This is a genomic window from Propionispora hippei DSM 15287, from assembly GCF_900141835.1.
GTDB lineage: Bacteria > Bacillota > Negativicutes > Propionisporales > Propionisporaceae > Propionispora > Propionispora hippei.
Window position 1 is genome coordinate 85,318 of record NZ_FQZD01000012.1, and the last position, 17,958, is coordinate 103,275.

At 49.3% G+C, this 17,958-nt stretch carries 20 protein-coding genes; 19 read left to right on the forward strand and 1 reads right to left on the reverse strand.

Features of this window, described 5'->3' with window-relative positions:
• The first annotated feature begins 47 nt into the window (after window positions 1–47).
• The 17 genes from F3H20_RS08720 to F3H20_RS08800 all read left to right on the forward strand — a co-directional run bounded on the left by F3H20_RS08720 (window position 48) and on the right by F3H20_RS08800 (window position 15,135).
• Window positions 48–1,982 carry a DNA polymerase gene (locus F3H20_RS08720; protein WP_149734542.1) on the forward strand — a complete coding sequence of 645 codons (1,935 nt, stop codon included), beginning with the start codon at window positions 48–50 and terminating at the stop codon, window positions 1,980–1,982.
• Window positions 1,983–1,993: 11 nt separating this feature from the next.
• On the forward strand, window positions 1,994–2,404 hold the full coding sequence (locus tag F3H20_RS08725; protein ID WP_149734543.1) for a hypothetical protein: 411 nt from the start codon (window positions 1,994–1,996) through the stop codon (window positions 2,402–2,404).
• On the forward strand, window positions 2,401–4,767 hold the full coding sequence (locus tag F3H20_RS08730) for a virulence-associated E family protein (RefSeq protein ID WP_149734544.1): 2,367 nt from the start codon (window positions 2,401–2,403) through the stop codon (window positions 4,765–4,767). Before F3H20_RS08725 ends, F3H20_RS08730 begins: the two co-directional genes overlap by 4 nt.
• Before the next feature lie 233 nt (window positions 4,768–5,000).
• Entirely contained in the window at window positions 5,001–5,303 is a 303-nt protein-coding gene (locus F3H20_RS08735; RefSeq protein WP_188128257.1) for a VRR-NUC domain-containing protein, read from the forward strand.
• On the forward strand, window positions 5,284–6,633 hold the full coding sequence (locus F3H20_RS08740) for an SNF2-related protein (protein WP_149734546.1): 1,350 nt from the start codon (window positions 5,284–5,286) through the stop codon (window positions 6,631–6,633). Before F3H20_RS08735 ends, F3H20_RS08740 begins: the two co-directional genes overlap by 20 nt.
• The gene (locus tag F3H20_RS08745) at window positions 6,630–7,121 is read left to right on the forward strand and encodes a hypothetical protein (protein ID WP_149734547.1); all 492 of its coding nucleotides are present in this window, start codon (window positions 6,630–6,632) and stop codon (window positions 7,119–7,121) included. The genes F3H20_RS08740 and F3H20_RS08745 overlap by 4 nt, the downstream gene beginning before the upstream one ends.
• Before the next feature lie 10 nt (window positions 7,122–7,131).
• The gene (locus tag F3H20_RS08750) at window positions 7,132–7,497 is read left to right on the forward strand and encodes a type II toxin-antitoxin system PemK/MazF family toxin (protein WP_149734548.1); all 366 of its coding nucleotides are present in this window, start codon (window positions 7,132–7,134) and stop codon (window positions 7,495–7,497) included.
• Between the two features lie 103 nt (window positions 7,498–7,600).
• Window positions 7,601–8,719, forward strand: a complete 1,119-nt coding sequence (locus tag F3H20_RS08755) for a hypothetical protein (RefSeq protein ID WP_149734549.1) — start codon at window positions 7,601–7,603, stop codon at window positions 8,717–8,719.
• 193 nt (window positions 8,720–8,912) lie between these two features.
• Window positions 8,913–9,266: an HNH endonuclease gene (locus F3H20_RS08760; RefSeq protein WP_149734550.1), complete on the forward strand. Its 354-nt coding sequence runs from the start codon at window positions 8,913–8,915 to the stop codon at window positions 9,264–9,266.
• A 304-nt stretch (window positions 9,267–9,570) separates the two neighbouring features.
• Window positions 9,571–10,053: an RNA polymerase subunit sigma-70 gene (locus tag F3H20_RS08765; RefSeq protein ID WP_149734551.1), complete on the forward strand. Its 483-nt coding sequence runs from the start codon at window positions 9,571–9,573 to the stop codon at window positions 10,051–10,053.
• On the forward strand, window positions 10,046–11,299 hold the full coding sequence (locus F3H20_RS08770; protein ID WP_223191692.1) for a site-specific DNA-methyltransferase: 1,254 nt from the start codon (window positions 10,046–10,048) through the stop codon (window positions 11,297–11,299). Before F3H20_RS08765 ends, F3H20_RS08770 begins: the two co-directional genes overlap by 8 nt.
• A 4-nt stretch (window positions 11,300–11,303) precedes the next feature.
• Window positions 11,304–11,642: a hypothetical protein gene (locus F3H20_RS08775; protein WP_149734552.1), complete on the forward strand. Its 339-nt coding sequence runs from the start codon at window positions 11,304–11,306 to the stop codon at window positions 11,640–11,642.
• 91 nt (window positions 11,643–11,733) lie between these two features.
• A complete protein-coding gene (locus tag F3H20_RS08780; RefSeq protein WP_149734553.1) occupies window positions 11,734–11,931 on the forward strand; it encodes a hypothetical protein in 198 nt (65 codons plus the stop codon).
• A complete protein-coding gene (locus F3H20_RS08785; protein ID WP_149734554.1) occupies window positions 11,928–12,746 on the forward strand; it encodes a hypothetical protein in 819 nt (272 codons plus the stop codon). The genes F3H20_RS08780 and F3H20_RS08785 overlap by 4 nt, the downstream gene beginning before the upstream one ends.
• Window positions 12,736–12,954 carry a DUF4314 domain-containing protein gene (locus tag F3H20_RS08790; protein WP_149734555.1) on the forward strand — a complete coding sequence of 73 codons (219 nt, stop codon included), beginning with the start codon at window positions 12,736–12,738 and terminating at the stop codon, window positions 12,952–12,954. Before F3H20_RS08785 ends, F3H20_RS08790 begins: the two co-directional genes overlap by 11 nt.
• A gap of 118 nt (window positions 12,955–13,072) precedes the next feature.
• Window positions 13,073–13,546, forward strand: coding sequence for a phage terminase small subunit P27 family (locus tag F3H20_RS08795; protein WP_149734556.1), 474 nt, complete (start codon window positions 13,073–13,075; stop codon window positions 13,544–13,546).
• Window positions 13,543–15,135, forward strand: a complete 1,593-nt coding sequence (locus F3H20_RS08800) for a terminase large subunit (RefSeq protein WP_223191693.1) — start codon at window positions 13,543–13,545, stop codon at window positions 15,133–15,135. The genes F3H20_RS08795 and F3H20_RS08800 overlap by 4 nt, the downstream gene beginning before the upstream one ends.
• A 154-nt stretch (window positions 15,136–15,289) precedes the next feature.
• Here the strand turns inward: F3H20_RS08800 and F3H20_RS08805 are convergent, their stop codons facing one another.
• Window positions 15,290–15,886: a hypothetical protein gene (locus F3H20_RS08805; RefSeq protein WP_149734557.1), complete on the reverse strand. Its 597-nt coding sequence runs from the start codon at window positions 15,884–15,886 to the stop codon at window positions 15,290–15,292.
• Window positions 15,887–16,024: 138 nt separating this feature from the next.
• Here F3H20_RS08805 and F3H20_RS08810 point away from each other — a divergent pair, with 138 nt between their 5' ends.
• Both F3H20_RS08810 and F3H20_RS08815 read left to right on the forward strand, forming a co-directional pair.
• On the forward strand, window positions 16,025–17,263 hold the full coding sequence (locus F3H20_RS08810) for a phage portal protein (RefSeq protein WP_223191694.1): 1,239 nt from the start codon (window positions 16,025–16,027) through the stop codon (window positions 17,261–17,263).
• Complete coding sequence (locus F3H20_RS08815) at window positions 17,260–17,952, forward strand: head maturation protease, ClpP-related (RefSeq protein ID WP_149734558.1); 693 nt, start codon at window positions 17,260–17,262, stop codon at window positions 17,950–17,952. The genes F3H20_RS08810 and F3H20_RS08815 overlap by 4 nt, the downstream gene beginning before the upstream one ends.
• The last annotated feature ends 6 nt before the right edge of the window (window positions 17,953–17,958 follow it).

Below are 17,958 nucleotides of genomic sequence, written 5' to 3' on the forward strand. Positions count from 1 at the left end.
AAGGGCGGTGGGAAACCGCCGCCTTTTTACATAAAAGAGGTGACGCCATGTTTTTATCATTGGATATTGAGACGTATTCAGATGTGGATTTAACCAAATGCGGCGTCTACGCCTATGCGGACAGCCCGAATTTCACAATTTTGCTTCTTGCTTACGCATTCGGCGATGAGGAAACCCAAATAGTGGATTTGGCCTGCGGAGAACAGCTGCCGCGGGAAGTTCTGGATGCGCTCACCGATGAGAGCGTCATAAAGACAGCCTTCAATGCCATGTTTGAAAGGACTTGCCTTTCACGATATCTGGGAATACATCTTTCGCCTGCTTTCTGGCAATGCACGGCGGTGCAGGCGGCCATGCTGGCTCTGCCGCTGTCCCTGGAAGGGGTGGGCGAGGTTTTGAATATTGAGCGAAAAAAACTGAAAGAAGGCGGTGACTTGGTCCGGTATTTCTCGATTCCCTGTAAGCCTACCCAGACGAATGGTGGCAGGAAGAGAAATCTGCCGGAGCACGCGCCGGACAAATGGGCACTATTCAAAAGCTATTGCGTCCGGGACGTGGACGCCGAGCGGGAGATAAGACAGAAACTGAGAAACTTCCCGATTCCCGACCTCGAGATGGAACTGTACCGGCTCGATCAGGAAATCAACGACAGAGGCATTTTGGTTGACCGCGACCTGGTATCCTGCGCCGTGGAGTGCGATCTTCGGTATACGGAGTCAGCAACGGCGCAAGCGTATGAATTGACCGGGCTTAATAACCCCAATTCTGTTGCCCAGATCAAAAAATGGCTTTCCGGGCGCGGAGTTGAGGTGGAGAGCCTTGACAAGAAAGCGGTTAAAGGCCTTATGCCCGAAGTGGACGGCGAGGTACTGGAGGTTCTGAAGCTGCGGCTTCTGATGGCCAAGACCTCGGTTAAAAAATATGAGGCCATCGAGCGTTCGGTATGTTCGGACGGCAGGGTTCACGGCCTGCTTCAGTTCTACGGGGCGAATCGCACCGGACGCTGGGCGGGAAGGCTCGTCCAGGTTCAGAACCTTCCACAGAATCATTTGCCGGACTTGGAACTGGCCAGAAATCTCATCAAGCAAAGCCGCTTTGAGGATGTGGAACTGCTCTTTGACTCTACTCCCGGCGTATTGTCGGAATTGATTAGGACCGCCTTCGTGCCAAGGCTAGGCACCCGCTTTATCGTGGCAGACTTTTCCGCCATTGAAGCGCGAGTGCTAGCCTGGCTCTCCGGCGAGAAGTGGCGCCTTAATGTATTCAGCAGCCACGGCAAGATTTATGAAGCATCGGCATCCGCGATGTTCGGCGTTCCCATTGAGGAGATCGGCAAAGGAAGCTCGCTTCGCCAGAAGGGCAAAATTGCGGAACTGGCTCTGGGCTATGGCGGTTCGGTCGGAGCATTGACCTCAATGGGCGCGCTGGATATGGGGCTGACAGAAGAAGAGTTGCCTTCTTTGGTTAATCAGTGGCGAAGAGCCAATCCGCACATCACAAAGTTCTGGTGGGATGTGGATGCCGCCGCCATTGCGGCAGTCTGCGAAAAGAAGGAAACGGCGGTCGGCAGGGTGGGTTTTTCCTATAAGTCCGGCATCCTGTTCGTTACGCTGCCATCCGGAAGGAAATTGCCCTATATCAAGCCGCGAATGGCGATCAACAAGTTTGGCCGCGAGGGGCTGACCTATGAGGGGATCGGCGAAAGCAAGAAGTGGCTTCGTATTGAAACCTATGGCCCCAAGCTAGTGGAGAACATCGTCCAGGCAACGAGCCGCGACCTGTTGGCGCTCGCCATGTTGCGGCTCCGTAGCCATGGGTTTGCAATCGTCATGCATGTTCACGATGAAGCCGTACTGGAGGTGTCGGAAGGACAATCAAGCGTTGGGGAAATCTGCAAAATCATGGCGGAGGCTCCCGGCTGGGCAGCTGGACTTCCGCTTAGAGCCGATGGATACGAGTGCGGTTTTTATAAAAAGGATTAGGGGTGATTGCCTTGGGAATCAGCAAATACAATGCGGAGGGCTATTATGACCCGACCGCCTACGAGGGCATCCGACGGGCGGAAGTGGATACCGGAAAGCTAAAGATCGTTTATCCCACTGGATATATGGAACTGAACCTGGAAGGCTTCTTTCCCTGTCCTTTGGATAAAGCCAGGAAGGTCTTTTCCTTGATTTACAGATACTCGCCGGAGCCGGACAAGGACAGGTTGCTTGCTTTCCTGCGCAGACTGGAGAAAAGGTGCTTTGCCCAGATGCAAGAGTACGCCAATGAAGCGGCAGCCTATCCGGCAAACTCAGACAAGTGGCGCGAGTATACCGCAAAGTTTAAGGAAGCGATGCGGCTCCGGCAAAGAACCGCAAAAAATATAGAACTTTTTATCGCAGGGAGGGGCGGCAAATGAAAATTAGGCTTTCTACTGGCAATTCCCGTACAGACAAACGCTGGAATCTGGCCGAGATGGAACTGGATGAGTTCCGTGACCGGATTTCAGCCACGCGCAGGACCGCGGAAACCGTGGAGCAGTACAAAAAACTCAGCAAGGCCAGACAGGATGATATCAAGGATGTGGGCGGTTTTGTCCTAGGAACGCTGAAGGGCGGCAGACGGAAAAAGGATTGCGTCCTGACGCGATCCGGGCTGTGCCTGGATATGGACTACGCGCTGCCGGATATCATCGAGCAAATCGAGATGTTTTGTTCCTTCAAGTGCTGGCTTTACTCCACTCATAAGCATACGCCGGAAAAGCCTCGCCTTCGCCTTATCATCCCGCTTGCCCGCGAGGTGTCGCCGGATGAGTACTCTGCAGTGGCAAGGAAAGTAGCGGACGAAATTGGCATTGAACTTTTCGACGACACCACCTACGAACCGAGTCGTTTGATGTACTGGCCGTCCACCTCCGCAGACGGGGAGTTCGTGTTCCGCGAGGTTGACGGCGAACTTCTCGATCCCGACGAGGTGCTCGCAAAATACACTGACTGGCGTAATTCAGCGCTGTGGCCTGTGTCCAAGCGGCAGCAGACCGTGGTGCAGCGTGAGGTCAAGAAACAGGCCGATCCCCTGGAAAAACAAGGGGCGGTGGGTGCGTTCTGCCGCGCTTACTCCGTGACGGATGCTATGGATACCTTTCTTGCTGATGTATATCGAAAAAGCGCCATGCCCGGCCGTTATGACTATATCCCGGCAGACAGCCAGGCGGGCGTGGTCATTTACGAGGATAAATACGCATATAGCCATCACGCCACCGACCCGGCGTGCGGAAAGCTGATGAACGCCTTTGACGCGGTGCGGATTCACAAATTCGGAGAACTGGACGCAAAGGCGGATGAAGACGCCGATCCCGCCAAGATGCCTTCTTTTAAGGCCATGCAGGAGTTTGCGGTTGCTGACGAACGGGTTAAAGTCCGGCTTGCCAAAGAGCGCGAAAACTTGGCGCTGGATGAGTTCAATGAAGTGGACAACGAAAACTGGCAGACTGTACTGGAACTGGATAAGCAGGGCAAGGTCAAGGACACTCTGAGCAATATCGCCAATATCATCCGCTTCGATCCGAATCTCAGGCCAATCGTATACAATGAGTTTAAAAGCATGGTGGATGTGATCGGCGAGCTCCCCTGGAAGCAGGTGCGTCCCGGTTGGGGCGATGCCGACCTTGCCTGTGCCAAGGTGTACTTTGAACGGGTATACGGGATTTGGTCGCCAGCCAAATTCAAGGACGCGCTTCTTGCTGTGGTATCAGCGGAGCGGCCATTCCATCCGATTAAGAAGTATTTTGAAACCCTGGAATGGGACGGAACGGAGCGTATCGACACACTGCTCATTGATTATCTGGGCGCGGAGGATACCGCCTTTGTTCGGGCAGTTACCCGCAAGACCCTGTGTGCCGCCGTAGCCCGTGTATATGAGCCGGGAATCAAGTTTGACTCCATCCTCGTCCTTAACGGCCCGCAGGGTGTGGGCAAGTCCACGCTGTTCGCCCTTCTTGGCAGACAGTGGTATTCGGACAGCCTGTCCATCTCCGACATGAAGGACAAAACCGCCGCCGAAAAGCTGCAAGGGTACTGGATTTTAGAACTAGGCGAACTGGCCGGAATCAAAAAGGTGGACGTGGAAACGGTCAAGTCCTTCATCAGCCGTACGGACGACAAGTTCAGGCAGTCCTATGGCGTCAATGTGGAAAGCCATCCCAGAACCAATATCATTGTAGGTTCCACCAACTCGGAGAGCGGGTTTCTTCGCGACATCACCGGAAACCGGCGCTTCTGGCCGGTGCATGTGACGGGCAATTCTAAGTTTCGCGCTTGGGAGCTGACCGAGGTTGACCAGGTTTGGGCGGAAGCCATCGTGAAGTACCACGCCGGCGAGGAATTGTTCCTGAAAGGCGATGTGGTCGCCGAAGCCTATGTCCAGCAACAACAGGCGATGGAAGCCGACGACCGAGAGGGTATTATCGTAGACTACCTGGAAGTGCTGCTTCCCGAAGGGTGGGACGGGATGGACCTATACCAGAGAAGGACGTTTCTAGGCGGCAATGAGTTTGGCGGCTCTGCCATGACGGGAACCGTGCGCCGGGACAAGGTCTGCGTGATGGAGATCTGGTGCGAGTGCTTTGCCAAGGAGCGCCAGAACCTCAAACGGTCTGATTCCTATGAAATAGAAGGCATCTTGACCCGCATCGGAGGGTGGAAGAAGTTGACCGCCAACAAATCCGGCAAGGTCAGATACCCCCTCTACGGCCCGCAAAAAACCTTTGTGCGGGAGGGGTAATGGAACCAAGGAACAAATTTTACCCGTTCCGTTGTAACCCGTAATGTCGTGGGAACGCCGACAGGCACAGTCCGCGAAGGCGGAAAAACAGCGAGCCTTGCTGGTTCTGTGCCTACCGTTCCTAAAAAAAGACATATTGATTATTTTGATGTAGGTATTAAGAAGAAAGGCACTTGCAAGTACGTATACGCGCGTATAGGATTTTTAGCACATAGGAACGACACAAGGAACAGATGGTGAAAGGGGCGGCTATTTTGCAGGAAAGTACCATCGAGCGAAAATTGGTCACTGAAGTAAAAAAGCGTGGCGGGCTGGCCGTAAAATTCGTATCCCCAGGTTTTGATGGGGTGCCGGACCGACTGGTTCTTTTCCCCGGTGGCGTTTTTGCTTTTGTAGAATTGAAGGCTCCTGGCAAGAATCTGCGGCCTTTGCAAGAATTACGGGCAAGGCAGTTGACCGCTTTGGGTTTTCGGGTTTACCGCATTGATAACAAAGAAATGATTGGAGGTGTGCTTGATGAAATACAGACCGCATGATTATCAGAAATACGCAACCAAATTTACGCTGGAACATCCTGTCTGCTGCTTAATGCTGGATATGGGATTAGGCAAAAGTGTTATTGCCTTGACGGCACTGTGGATAATGGCTCTGGACAGCTTTGACATCGGGAAGATACTTGTTATCGCTCCCAAGCGCGTAGCTGAAAACACCTGGCCGAAGGAATTGGCGAAGTGGGAGCATCTGACCGGGCTATCTTATTCCCTGGTTCTGGGCAGCAAGAAACAGCGTGAAGAGGCTCTTGCCCAAAAAGCGTCGGTGTATATCATAAACAGGGAAAATGTGGCGTGGCTTGTGGAGAATCATCGCTGGGATTTTGACACGGTGGTGATTGACGAGCTGTCAAGCTTCAAGTCCAATCAGGCACAGCGGTTCAAGGCGTTAAAGAAAGTCCGACCCTTTGTGCAGCGGGTGATCGGCCTTACTGGCACTCCGGCGCCCAATTCTCTCCTAGACCTTTGGCCGCAGATGTTTCTTCTGGATATGGGGCAAAGGCTCGGACGCTTCATCGGCGGCTATCGGGACCGGTTTTTCGTTCCTGACAAACGCAATCGTGAAATTATTTACTCTTATAAGCCCCGCGAAGACTCGGAGGGAAAAATCTATGAACTGATTTCAGACATATGCATTTCCATGAAAGCCGTTGACTTCCTCGCTATGCCGGAGAAAATCAGCAATTGCGTTGAGGTTGAACTGGATCAGAAGGAGCGGCGGATTTACGACGATTTCCAAAGAAAAATGTGTATATCTCTCGGCAATGAGGAGGAGCTGGACGCCATGAACGCGGCAGGCCTTTCGAACGAACTGCTGCAGATGGCAAACGGCGCGGTTTACGGCGAGGACAAAAAAGTCATTTATATTCATGACAGAAAGCTGGACGCGCTTGAGGATTTGATTGAAGCCGCCAACGGCAAGCCCCTTCTTGTGGCTTACTGGTACAAGCACGATCTGGCTCGCATTTGCGAGCGGTTTGACATCAGAACAATTGATACGGAAAAAGACATTGATGACTGGAATGCTGGAAAGATTCCCGTTGCCCTCATCCATCCGGCGTCGGCGGGACATGGACTGAACTTGCAGGAGGGCGGCTCCACTGTAGTGTGGTTTGGACTTACCTGGTCATTGGAATTATACCAGCAGCTGAACGCAAGACTCTGGCGGCAAGGTCAGAAAAATACGGTGGTGATTCAGCACATCGTCACCCGCGGCACACACGATGAAGATGTCATGAAAGCTTTGGAGACGAAGGATACGCGGCAGTCGGCTCTGATTGCGGCAGTCAAGGCCAGGATAGGAGGTGCGGCATGAACGGCAGAGTGGAAAGAATAATGCAGGAATACCGGCAGATGGTGATGGAGCGGGTCTGCCTTGAAAACCAGATCCGAAACTTTCAAGGGATCACGGAAGAGGAGATGATTGATTCCTTGCAATTTTCCCAACCAGACGCAGAACGTGTGCAGACCAGCGGCGTTTCCGATAAAACCGGACGTATCGCCGTTTCCTATAAAGACAAGATGGACCGAATCAACAAGGAATGGCAGGTGCACCTGGAAAAGAAGCATACCGTCCTAATAGAGGAACTGATTTTTTTCGAGTCGGCCGTTTTTTCATTGAGCGGCACTCTGCCTGAGTTCATTTCGGATATGGTCATCAAAGGGCTTACCTGGGATGACCTTTCCGCCAAATACCATATTAGCCGGACGATGGTGGCGAAGAACCGCAAGAGGGCAATTCGTGAACTGGAAACACTTTATGCCATCCACGATAAGGAGATGGCGGAATATATTCTGAGCTGAGGTGAGTGCAATGTGCAGAAGAGGCGACATTTATTATGTGGATTTCGGAGAGAACATAGATACGCGAAAACAGAGCGGAATCCGTCCGGCGGTAATTGTCAGCAACAATAAGGCAAATGAGCATTCACCGGTCATTACGGTGGTGCCACTGACATCTAAAGTTCATAAGAAGCGGTTCCTTCCAACCCACGTGTATATTCCCGCGTCCGCTGGGTTTGGATTAAGCTGTGGAAGCCTGGCGCTTGCCGAACAGGTGGAAGCCATTGATAAGGACCGCCTTCTGGAGAAAAAGGGTACTATAAAGAGCACTGAAATCATGGAGAAAATTACAAAGGCGATACAGATACAAATCGGGGTGTTTGAAGAATATAATTAGAAAGTTATATGTGGGCAAGAAAGATATACTTAATTTAAAAAAGAGATTATACTGATTTAGTGTATAGTATGTTTAGATCATTGACTTAAAAGGGGGAATCTATATGGCGCACTCTATACAAGCTATGAGAACAGTATTTGATGTTGTTAAGGCTGCAAGAGATAACAATAATGCGTTTTCTGATGAAGATATACAAAGATTGTTACAAGCAATAGTACCTGATGAGAATACTAGAAAACGATATGATAATTTTTCTAAAGGCTACTATTCTGAAGAACTTTTTCGAAGAATTTATTCACTTTTACCTTGGATAAGATTAATTACTCCATTGGGGCAGGAACAATTTCCAGAAAAATCAAAAGAGGAAATGCAAGTACCAGATTTTGAAATAATGTATGAAGTAGGTAGTTCAGATAATATAAAAAAAATTTTAGTCGAGGCTAAATTAGTGGATGGTGATAAGCAGACATTTGAATTGCTTAAACATACTTATAATGTTTTGAAAAAATATGAAGATAATTCTGAAAGCCCTTTGTTATTCGCGATTTTTTGGAGAAAACAAATGATATGGACAGTGAACTCTATAGAATCATTTTCAGAGAAAAGCAGTTCTTATAAAATTTCATTTAAGAATGCGTGTAAAAGTGATGTCTCTGCTATATTTGGAGATTACACATACTTGTTTAGAAAAAGGCCACTTAGAAAGTCAAAATTCTCTAACGGTGAATTATTACAGTGTAATTATTCCCATAGTCATGAAAAATATGGGCGTACCCTTTATGAAGGGATTTCATTGAATGGTAAGAACTTTGATGATTTAGGTGCTTTGGAAACACCGGTGTTAGATTGTGCGTTTGACTTTAAAGAAATAGAGTCCTTTAAAATAAATGAATTCGAAACAGAATTAACAGAACAATTGGCAGATGTAAAATATGCTTATAGATTATCCTCTTTAATGCTTGGATATTTATTGAAAATTCATTGCTACAACTATAATGATATGTATTGTCAAGAACATAATATTGTAGAAAATACTTTTGGTATAGTTGATACAGTAAGAAGAAAAATGGGAGGAGAGAAGTTTTATTTATTGCCATATGATAAAAAAATATCAATAAAAAAACTGATTAATTTGCAGTTTGGCAATGTTCCTCGTATTTATAAGGCATACATTGAGACGAATAGGAAGGAAGGTTACGGTATTTTGTGTAGTCATGATTAATTAACATTTGATTTTCAAGGTGTACTAAAGGTGTACTAACGGTGTACTGCTTTTTCATTTCGACTGCGCTATACTTATAATTGCCTAGAAATGATACGAGTCTGGAGTTGACCTCCAGGCTCTTTTTCTTTGGCCGGATGCGTCTTTCTTTCATCCTTTCACGCATCCGTACATACGAAAGGAGAAAGTAGGTATGCCGAAAAGACCACAAAAACCGTGTAAGCATCTGGGATGCCCACGACTGACGAACGATCGTTACTGCGATCAGCATGCTAACCTGCATATTGGTGATAGAGCCAGCGCCCTTGAACGTGGCTATAGTAGTCAATGGCAAAAGGCGAGAAAGCGGTTCTTGGCAAAGCATTCTCTTTGCGCGGAGTGTGAGTTGACCGAAAAATTGACTCCAGCGACCGTTGTGGACCACATCAAGCCGCACCGGGGAGACAAGGCGTTGTTCTGGGACGAGAGCAACTGGCAACCGCTGTGCAAAAAGTGCCACGACAGGAAAACCCGGACGATGGATCAGCATCAGGAATATAACTACTAACAATCATGCTAAGAAACGGCGGTGAGCCGAGGGGAGGGGCGGGTCAGATCTTTACGGCCTTTACCCCCCAGACCGCCGCCCCCCTTCGCGTGAAAAATCGCAGAATTAGGCAGGGGGGATACCAGAGGAGCGTTGGAACACCTGCAAATTTTGAAATAAATAGCGAAAACGCCAATGAAAATTAGCAACGGATGCATCGGCAGTTTCGCGGAATTGTTACGGTTAAGGCTGTATAACACTTGCTCAAATGCAAGGTTTTGCGGCCTTTTTCTATGCAAAGATTTTGCGAAAAGGATGTGAAGCAATGACGAGTGTCCAGGAAAAACAGATACGGAATTTCCGGATGAAGGGAATCGGCTACAAAGCCATTGCTTCCACTCTTGGACTTTCCCGCGATGTGGTCCGCAACTACTGCAAAAGCCATGGACTTGACGGTTATGCGACAGAAGTGGTTGTGAATCTGAAAGAACAGATGCAGCAGGGTGACGTTTGCGGATGCTGCGGTACAGTCATTCTGCAGCCGGCGATAGGCCGAAAGCGAAGATTCTGTTCAGAAAAATGCAGGCGGGAATGGTGGGCCGCACACCCGGAGGAGTCGCGTAAAAAGGAAGCGGCTTTTTATGAAAAGACCTGCGTTTACTGCGGTCAGCATTTTACCGTATACGGCAACAAAAACAGAAGGTACTGCCGTCATGAATGTTATGTGCATGACAGATTTTGGCGGGAGGAGGAAGGCAGAGAGCCATATGCAAGTCCCGCCCGGAGTGAGGAGGAAAAGCATGAGTGAAATGAAATGGCAGTCAGTGCCGGTGGAGGAGCTTCGCCCGGCGGCATACAACCCGCGCAAAAAGCTGAAAGCGGGGGATAAGGAATACGAGAAGATCAAGAATTCCATTTTGGAATTTGGCTATGTGGAACCCATTATTGTGAACTATGATATGACGGTTATCGGCGGACACCAACGGCTGACGGTCCTGAAAGACTTGGGATATACCGAGGTGCAATGTGTAGTCGTTGAAATCAGGGACGAGAACAAGGTCAAGGCTCTGAATATTGCTCTCAATAAAGTCACGGGAGCATGGAATGAACAGCTTCTTGCTGATTTGATCGTGGATTTGCAAACGGCAAATTTCAATACGGATTTTACGGGCTTTGAAGCGCCGGAAATCGAGCAGCTTTTCTCAAAGGTTCACAACAAGGAAATCAAGGAAGACGATTTCGATGTGGACGAAGCCTTAAAGAAGCCGACCATTTCACAAAAAGGTGACATCTGGCTGCTTGGTAGGCACCGGCTTATTTGCGGCGACGCTGTTTTACCGGAAACGTATACTGCTCTCATGAATGGCGGCAAGGCCAATCTGGTGGTGACCGACCCGCCGTATAACGTCAACGTGGAGGAAGCCGCCGGAAAAATTAAAAACGACAATATGCCGGATGCGGACTTTTACAAGTTCCTGTTCGCGGCGTTCGTCAATATGGAGCAGAACATGGAAAACGACGCTTCCATCTATGTATTTCACGCAGACACCCAGGGGTTTAACTTCCGCAAAGCCTTTGCCGATGCCGGATTTTATCTTTCCGGGTGCTGCATCTGGAAGAAAAACGCGCTGGTTCTTGGCCGTTCTCCTTACCAATGGCAGCATGAGCCATGTCTGTTCGGATGGAAGAAGGGCGGCAGGCACCAATGGTACTCCGACCGCAAGCAGACCACCGTCTGGGAATATGATCGCCCGAGATCCTCTAAAGAGCATCCGACAATGAAGCCGGTGGCTTTAATGGCGTACCCGGTTCAGAATTCCAGCATGAGCAATTGCATTGTGCTTGACCCCTTTCTGGGAAGCGGCTCCACGCTGATTGCCTGCGAGCAGACGGGACGTATTTGTTATGGCATTGAACTGGATGAGAAATTTACAGACGTCATCGTTAATCGTTTTGTTGAAGCCGTCGGAGATTTATCCGGCGTCTTTTTGCTGCGTGACGGGATTCGAATTCCCTACGAAGCGGAGATGGATTCTGAACTGGTGGAGGTGTGAAGCTGTGGAACAGACCCGGAGAACTGATTTTGTCCTATTTATTCAAGATAAGTTCGAGGATATTCAAAAGCTGTTTGCTAGAAAAAATGAAGGCTATGGCGCAAGCGGTGATCTCTTCTGGAATTTTCGCCAGACTGCCGAGCGGCTATACCCATCTATGTATGCTCAGGACCCTTGCGCAGCCATGTTTCTGGTAGCCGAAACGCTGGTGGACAAGCATAACGTAGCTCTGGCCAAAGGCATTGCGGTCAGCGAATGCGAAGAACGCCTGCTGGATCGGATTGTGTATTCTCTGCTGGAACTGAAGATGGTATATGATCGTTCTGAACGGTCAGAAATATAAGGGAAATCTACGGAAACATGTGCGTAAGCCCTTGCTAATTCCTGTGTTTAGAGTGATATATAGACTACCAAAACACAGGGAGGGAAAACACATGAGAATTCAAAAAGGCGACCGGTTTCAAGCCACCTACTCGAAGCAAAGTTATGTGATTGTTGGGAAATGGGGCGGCAACCTGGTGCTTGCCCCGACGGCGAAGGACAATGACGAATGCCTGATCTACTCGGTTGGCGAAATTGAAGAATTGGTGAACACGTTGAAGTGGGTACGGGAAGCGGGGTGTGAACAATGACTCGCAAAGAACTTGTGCAGGCGCTGGAAACAAAATGGGGAGTCAAAGCAAACTATCTTGGCGTACCAAGCTGCGCGTATGAAATCTATTGCGAAGCGGGAAACTTCCTAATCGACCGTCATGGCGTAGTCAGAGATCAAACCGGCCGCGAGTATTCCGCTGAAGAAGTATTGAACCAACCCCAGACCGAGCCAGCCGAAGAGCCGGAGCCGATCGGGTGGGAGGAACTGCCGCTTTCGGGGTATGCGGTTGAATTGCCGCTGGAAGGCCACACGGCGGCGAGTCTGCGAAATTTGATCAACATGCTCGCCAGCAAAGAGAGGCTGCTTGTGAGCGCCTTTGCCCTGACGCGGTCGCTGGTGGACAGCCGCTTGGCGGAGGAACTTTGCAAAAGAAGCGTCGAGGATATGGAGAGTTTTCAGGCGGTTTGGAGTGAATTCGGAGATGGGCACTGCCTTGGATTTGAAATGAATTTTGAAAAGCAGACCATGGCCGTGAAGCTGGTAAAAGAAAACATGGCAGTGGAGGAAATGACGGCCTTTTTGGATCTGGCGGTTTGCATGAATGAGAATGCCAGAAAGCTTAAATACTCTTCCTTCAAACCCGCCCAAGAGGACAACCCCAAATACGCCATGCGAACCTGGCTGCTCCGGCTGGGTATGAGCGGCGACGCTTTCAAAAAGACCCGAAAAGTTCTGCTGGCCCGTCTTTCCGGTAGCGCCGCCTTTCGCACACCGGCAGAGGAGGAAAAGCATAAGGCCCGCTTGCTGGCCAGAAAACAAAACCTGTGCGAGGAGGATGGCGATGTTTGTTAAAAGAGAAATAGTCGAGCGGCTGCGCAGACAGTATCCTGCCGGCACGAGGGTTGAGCTTGTGCGTATGAATGACGAACAGGCGCCGCCCATTGGCACTCTCGGGACGGTAACCGGCGTGGACGACATTGGCAGCATTATGGTTTCCTGGGACAACGGCGGCAGCCTGAGCGTGGTCTACGGAGAGGATTTGTGCAAAAAGGTAGACTAAAATAGCATATTGAGATGCGGCCCTGGCAGGGGCTGTTTCTCGTACAACCAGACACGAGACTTCTTCGGAGGTCTTTTTTTTCATGCCATGAAAGCTGATATGAGGAGGTGAGGGGCTTATGGCGCAGAGAGGAAGAAAACCAAAACCGACCGCTCTTAAGGAACTGGAAGGCAATCCGGGCAGACGGCCGTTAAACAAAAATGAACCAAAGCCTAATAAAAAAGCCCCGCGCTGTCCTTCGTGGCTGGAAGAGGAAGCAAAAAAAGAATGGAAACGCATGGGCAAGCTCTTAGAGCAGATGGGACTGCTAACGGAAATGGATATGGCGGCTTTCGCGGGATATTGTCAGGCGTATGCCCGCTGGAAGGAAGCCGAAGAATTTATAACCCAGCATGGTACGATGATCCGAACTCCCAACGGCTATCTGCAGCAAGTGCCGCAGGTGTCCATAGCCCAGACAAACCTAAAAATCATGCTGAAATTCTGCGAGCAGTTCGGCCTTACGCCTTCGGCCAGAAGTAGAATTGCGGCAGGCGAAGGCTCTGTTGATCCAACAGACGAGATGGAGCAACTGTTGGGAGGCGGTGAATGATGTCGTACCACTACACGCCTTCTCCCTTCATACTTGCAACTTCCCGTTATGACAAGGCAAAGGCTGACCGGGCGGTTGCTTTTATTGAAAATCTCTGCCACACCAAAGGCAAGTGGGCGGGAAAGAAGTTCCTGCTATTGCCTTGGCAGGAGCAGATTGTCAGGGATCTTTTCGGCATTGTCGGCGAGAACGGCAAACGGCAGTTTCTTACCGCCTATATAGAAATACCGAAAAAACAGGGCAAGTCGGAACTCGCAGCCGCCATTGCCCTTTATCTTTTGTATGCCGACAACGAACCTAGCGCCGAAGTGTACGGAGCCGCTTGCGACAGGTCGCAGGCTTCCATTGTGTTCGACGTGGCCAAGCAGATGGTGCAGATGTCGCCGGCTTTGTTAAAACGGTCGAAGATTACAGCCGCCACTAAGCGCATCGTGAACTATTCTAATGCAGGGTTTTATCAGGTACTTTCGGCGGAAACAGGGACAAAACATGGTCTTAACGTGTCTGGTCTTGTTTTTGACGAAATTCACGCCCAACCGGATCGCAGACTGTACGATGTCCTGACCAAAGGTTCCGGAGATGCCCGTGAGCAGCCGCTGTTCTTCATCATAACCACAGCAGGAAATGATAAGAACAGCATCTGCTATGAATTGCACGCCAAAGCGCTGGATATCAAGGCCGGTCGCAAAAAAGACAGTACTTTTTATCCGGTTGTATATGGGCTGACCGAACAGGACGATTGGAATGATGAAGACAACTGGTACAAGGCAAATCCGTCCCTCGGTCACACCATCGCTATAGAGCGTGTCCGCGAAGCCTATAAAAACGCGCTGGAAAATCCTGCGGAAGAAAATGTGTTCAAACAGCTTCGCTTAAATATCTGGACATCGGCGACCGTGTGCTGGATTCCGGAGCATATCTATGGCCGGGGCGATCTTCCCCTCGACATGGATTCGCTCCATGGCAGAGAGTGTTACGGCGGGCTTGACCTTTCAAGCACCTCTGATATTACCGCTTTCGTCCTGGTGTTCCCGCCACGCGCGGAGGACGAGAAGTATGTCGTGCTTCCGTTCTTCTGGCTGCCAAAGGATACTTTGGAGCTGCGGTGCCGCCGGGACCATGTGCTTTACGATGTGTGGGAACTGCAAGGCTATATTCAGACCACCGAAGGCAACGTCATTCACTACGGCTTCATTGAAAAATTTATAGAGGAGTTGGGCGAGAGATACCACATCAAGGAAATCGCCTATGACCGCTGGAACGCCACGCAAATGGTGCAGAACCTGGAGGATATGGGATTTACGGTTGTTCCCTTCGGGCAGGGATACAAGGATATGTCTCCGCCGTCCAAGGAACTCTATAAGCTGCTGATGGAAGGCAGCATCAATCACGGCGGAAACCCTGTCCTCAAATGGATGGCGCAGAACGTGGTTATGCGCCAGGACCCAGCCGGAAATATCAAGCCGGACAAGGAAAAGTCGGTGGAAAAGATCGACGGAATTGTCGCCGTCATTATGGCGCTTGACCGATCGATACGAAATAAAAGCGATGCTAGCGTTTATGATGGGAGAGGGATTCTGTTTATTTAGTTCTTCGAAATAAGTTGACTCATAGTGGCGTCTGGTATTGCAATAAAGGAAGAATGCCGCCTACGTAAAGATTGATCTATCCGGGCGCTGGACAAAGAAAAAAGCACCGATTGCATTTGCGGTGCTGTGATTCTTGATTATGGCGTTAAACGTATTAAGCATTCATTTCTTTCTTAACAGTCTCCCATTCTTCTTTCAATATCTTTGCTGCTATTTCGTTAAAGGAAAAAAGGTGATTTGTGAAGTTCTCATTATACCCATCATTATCTGGATGAGAATATTCCATCAAGTCAAGAATATTTCTGATTGTCTTAAGGACATCTTTATGTAACTGATCCTTTTCTTCGTTAGGATTTAAAGAGAATTGTATATACGATGCCATCCATTGGATTTTTTTTATTTTCTCTATATCAGTGTTATTAAGGCCAATTTCTGGGCCTTTAATAAATCTGATGTATAAATGGTATTCGTTGCAGGCGGCACTAAAATCAGCAAACTGTTCTCTAAGCTTATGTATCCATTTCATTCTTTCTGAAGTTACGAAATCATTATAACTCTTCTTTTTTTGAATATCCATTTTTGCTTGTTCTGTATCTAGTTTTGACTTTTCAATCATTCTCTGATTGGTTTGAGTAAATTTTACACCATATAAGGCTAAGATCGGACTCAAAAAAGCCGCCAAGGTTAGAAATAGATCTTTGAACTGTCCCCAGTTAATTCCATTGATTATTTGAATTGCTGAATCCATCATAATACCTCTCTTCAAGATGAACCTATAGGATATAGGTGTTTTGGTTATTTATTTGGCTGTTACTTGAAAATTATAGCATGTTTTAGTGAATAAATCTTGTTATCAATGTACATTAAAATGCTCTTTGGGAGGTGACTCATGAAGATTCCTTTTATATCAAGACTTTTTCAAACAAGAGCCAGCCCACAAAACAGCTTCTGGGGCAGCTCCTACAGCTTTTTCTTCGGCGCAAGCTCCAGCGGCCAGACGGTCAATGAGCGAACGGCGCTGCAGACCACGGCGGTCTACGCCTGCGTCAGAATCCTGGCGGAAACCATCGCTTCTCTGCCGTTTCACACCTACAGATATACAACCAACGGCAAAGAAAAAGCCATGGACCATCAAATATACTATCTGCTCCACAGTGAGCCAAACCCGGAGATGACCTCATTCGTGTTTCGTGAAACACTGATGGGGCATCTTTTGTTATGGGGTAATGCTTATGCGCAGATCATCCGGGACGGGCGGGGCAGAGTGGTCAGCTTATACCCGTTGCTTCCAAACAAAATGCTGGTCAACCGGAACGATCAGGGAATTCTGTACTACCAGTATGAAAAGGATGGCCAGACATTTTTATTGCGCAATTACGAAGTCCTCCACATTCCAGGGCTTGGCTTTGACGGCCTTATCGGCTATTCACCGATCGCCATGGCCAAAAACGCCATCGGCATGGCAATCGCCACCGAAGAATACGGTGCCAAGTTCTTTGCCAACGGGGCTAATCCAGGCGGTGTCTTAGAGCATCCCGGCGTGGTCAAAGACCCGGCGCGAATCCGGGAAAGCTGGAACGCCGTGTATCAGGGAAGCAGCAACGCCCACCGGGTAGCGGTGCTGGAAGAAGGAATGAAGTTTCAAAGCATAGGCATACCGCCGGAACAAGCGCAGTTTTTAGAAACGCGCAAATTCCAAATCAACGAGATTGCCCGCATCTTTCGCATCCCGCCCCATATGATCGGCGATCTGGAGAAATCCAGCTTCTCCAATATCGAACAGCAGTCGCTGGAATTTGTAATGTATACTTTGGACCCGTGGGTGGTTCGCTGGGAAGAAGCCATACAGCGAGCCTTGTTCAGCGAAAGCGAAAAGCGGCAGTACTTCGTAAAATTCAACGTGGACGGGCTGCTCCGCGGCGACTACCAGAGCCGGATGAACGGCTATGCCGTAGGTAGGCAAAACGGCTGGCTTTCCAGCAACGACATCCGCGAACTGGAAAACCTCAACCGAATACCGGCAGAATTGGGCGGAGACTTGTATCTCATCAACGGCAACATGACTAAGCTGGCTGACGCGGGGGCATTTGCCCAAAAGAATGCAAAGGGAATGGAGGGAAGCAAATGAAGAAATTTTGGAACTGGGTAAAAAACGAGGACGGCCGCACCTTGTATTTTGACGGCTACATCGCACAAGACAGCTGGTTTGACGATGACATCACCCCGGAAAAATTCAAGGCCGAGCTTACTGCTTCTGCCGGTGACATCGCGGTTTGGCTCAATTCTCCAGGCGGCGATGTGTTTGCGGCCAGCCAGATCTACACCATGCTCAAGGAGTATGAAGGCAAGGTCACAATCAAGATTGACGGCATCGCAGCCAGTGCAGCATCGGTGATCGCTATGGCCGGCGATGAAATTGTGATGTCGCCGGTGGCCATGATGATGATCCACAATCCAGCCACGGTTGTCTTCGGTGAAGCGGCTGATCTCGCAAGCGGCATTAAGCTGCTGAACGAGGTCAAGGAAAGTATCATCAACGCCTATGAACAGCGGACCGGCCTGCCGCGCGGAAAAATTTCAAATATGATGGACGCGGAAACCTGGTTCAGCGCGCAAAAAGCGGTGGAACTGGGCTTTGCCGATAAAATCCTCTACGCGCCTGATGCACAGGATGCGGCAGAGGGTTTTATTTTTGACCGCCTAACCGTCACCAATGCTTTTTTGCGGAAGCTTCCCAGGGAAAAAGAGAAGCCGCAGGCTGCATTGGCAGGGACGCCGCACAAAGAACTGCTGACTAGACTTGAACTTTTGAAATAAAAAACA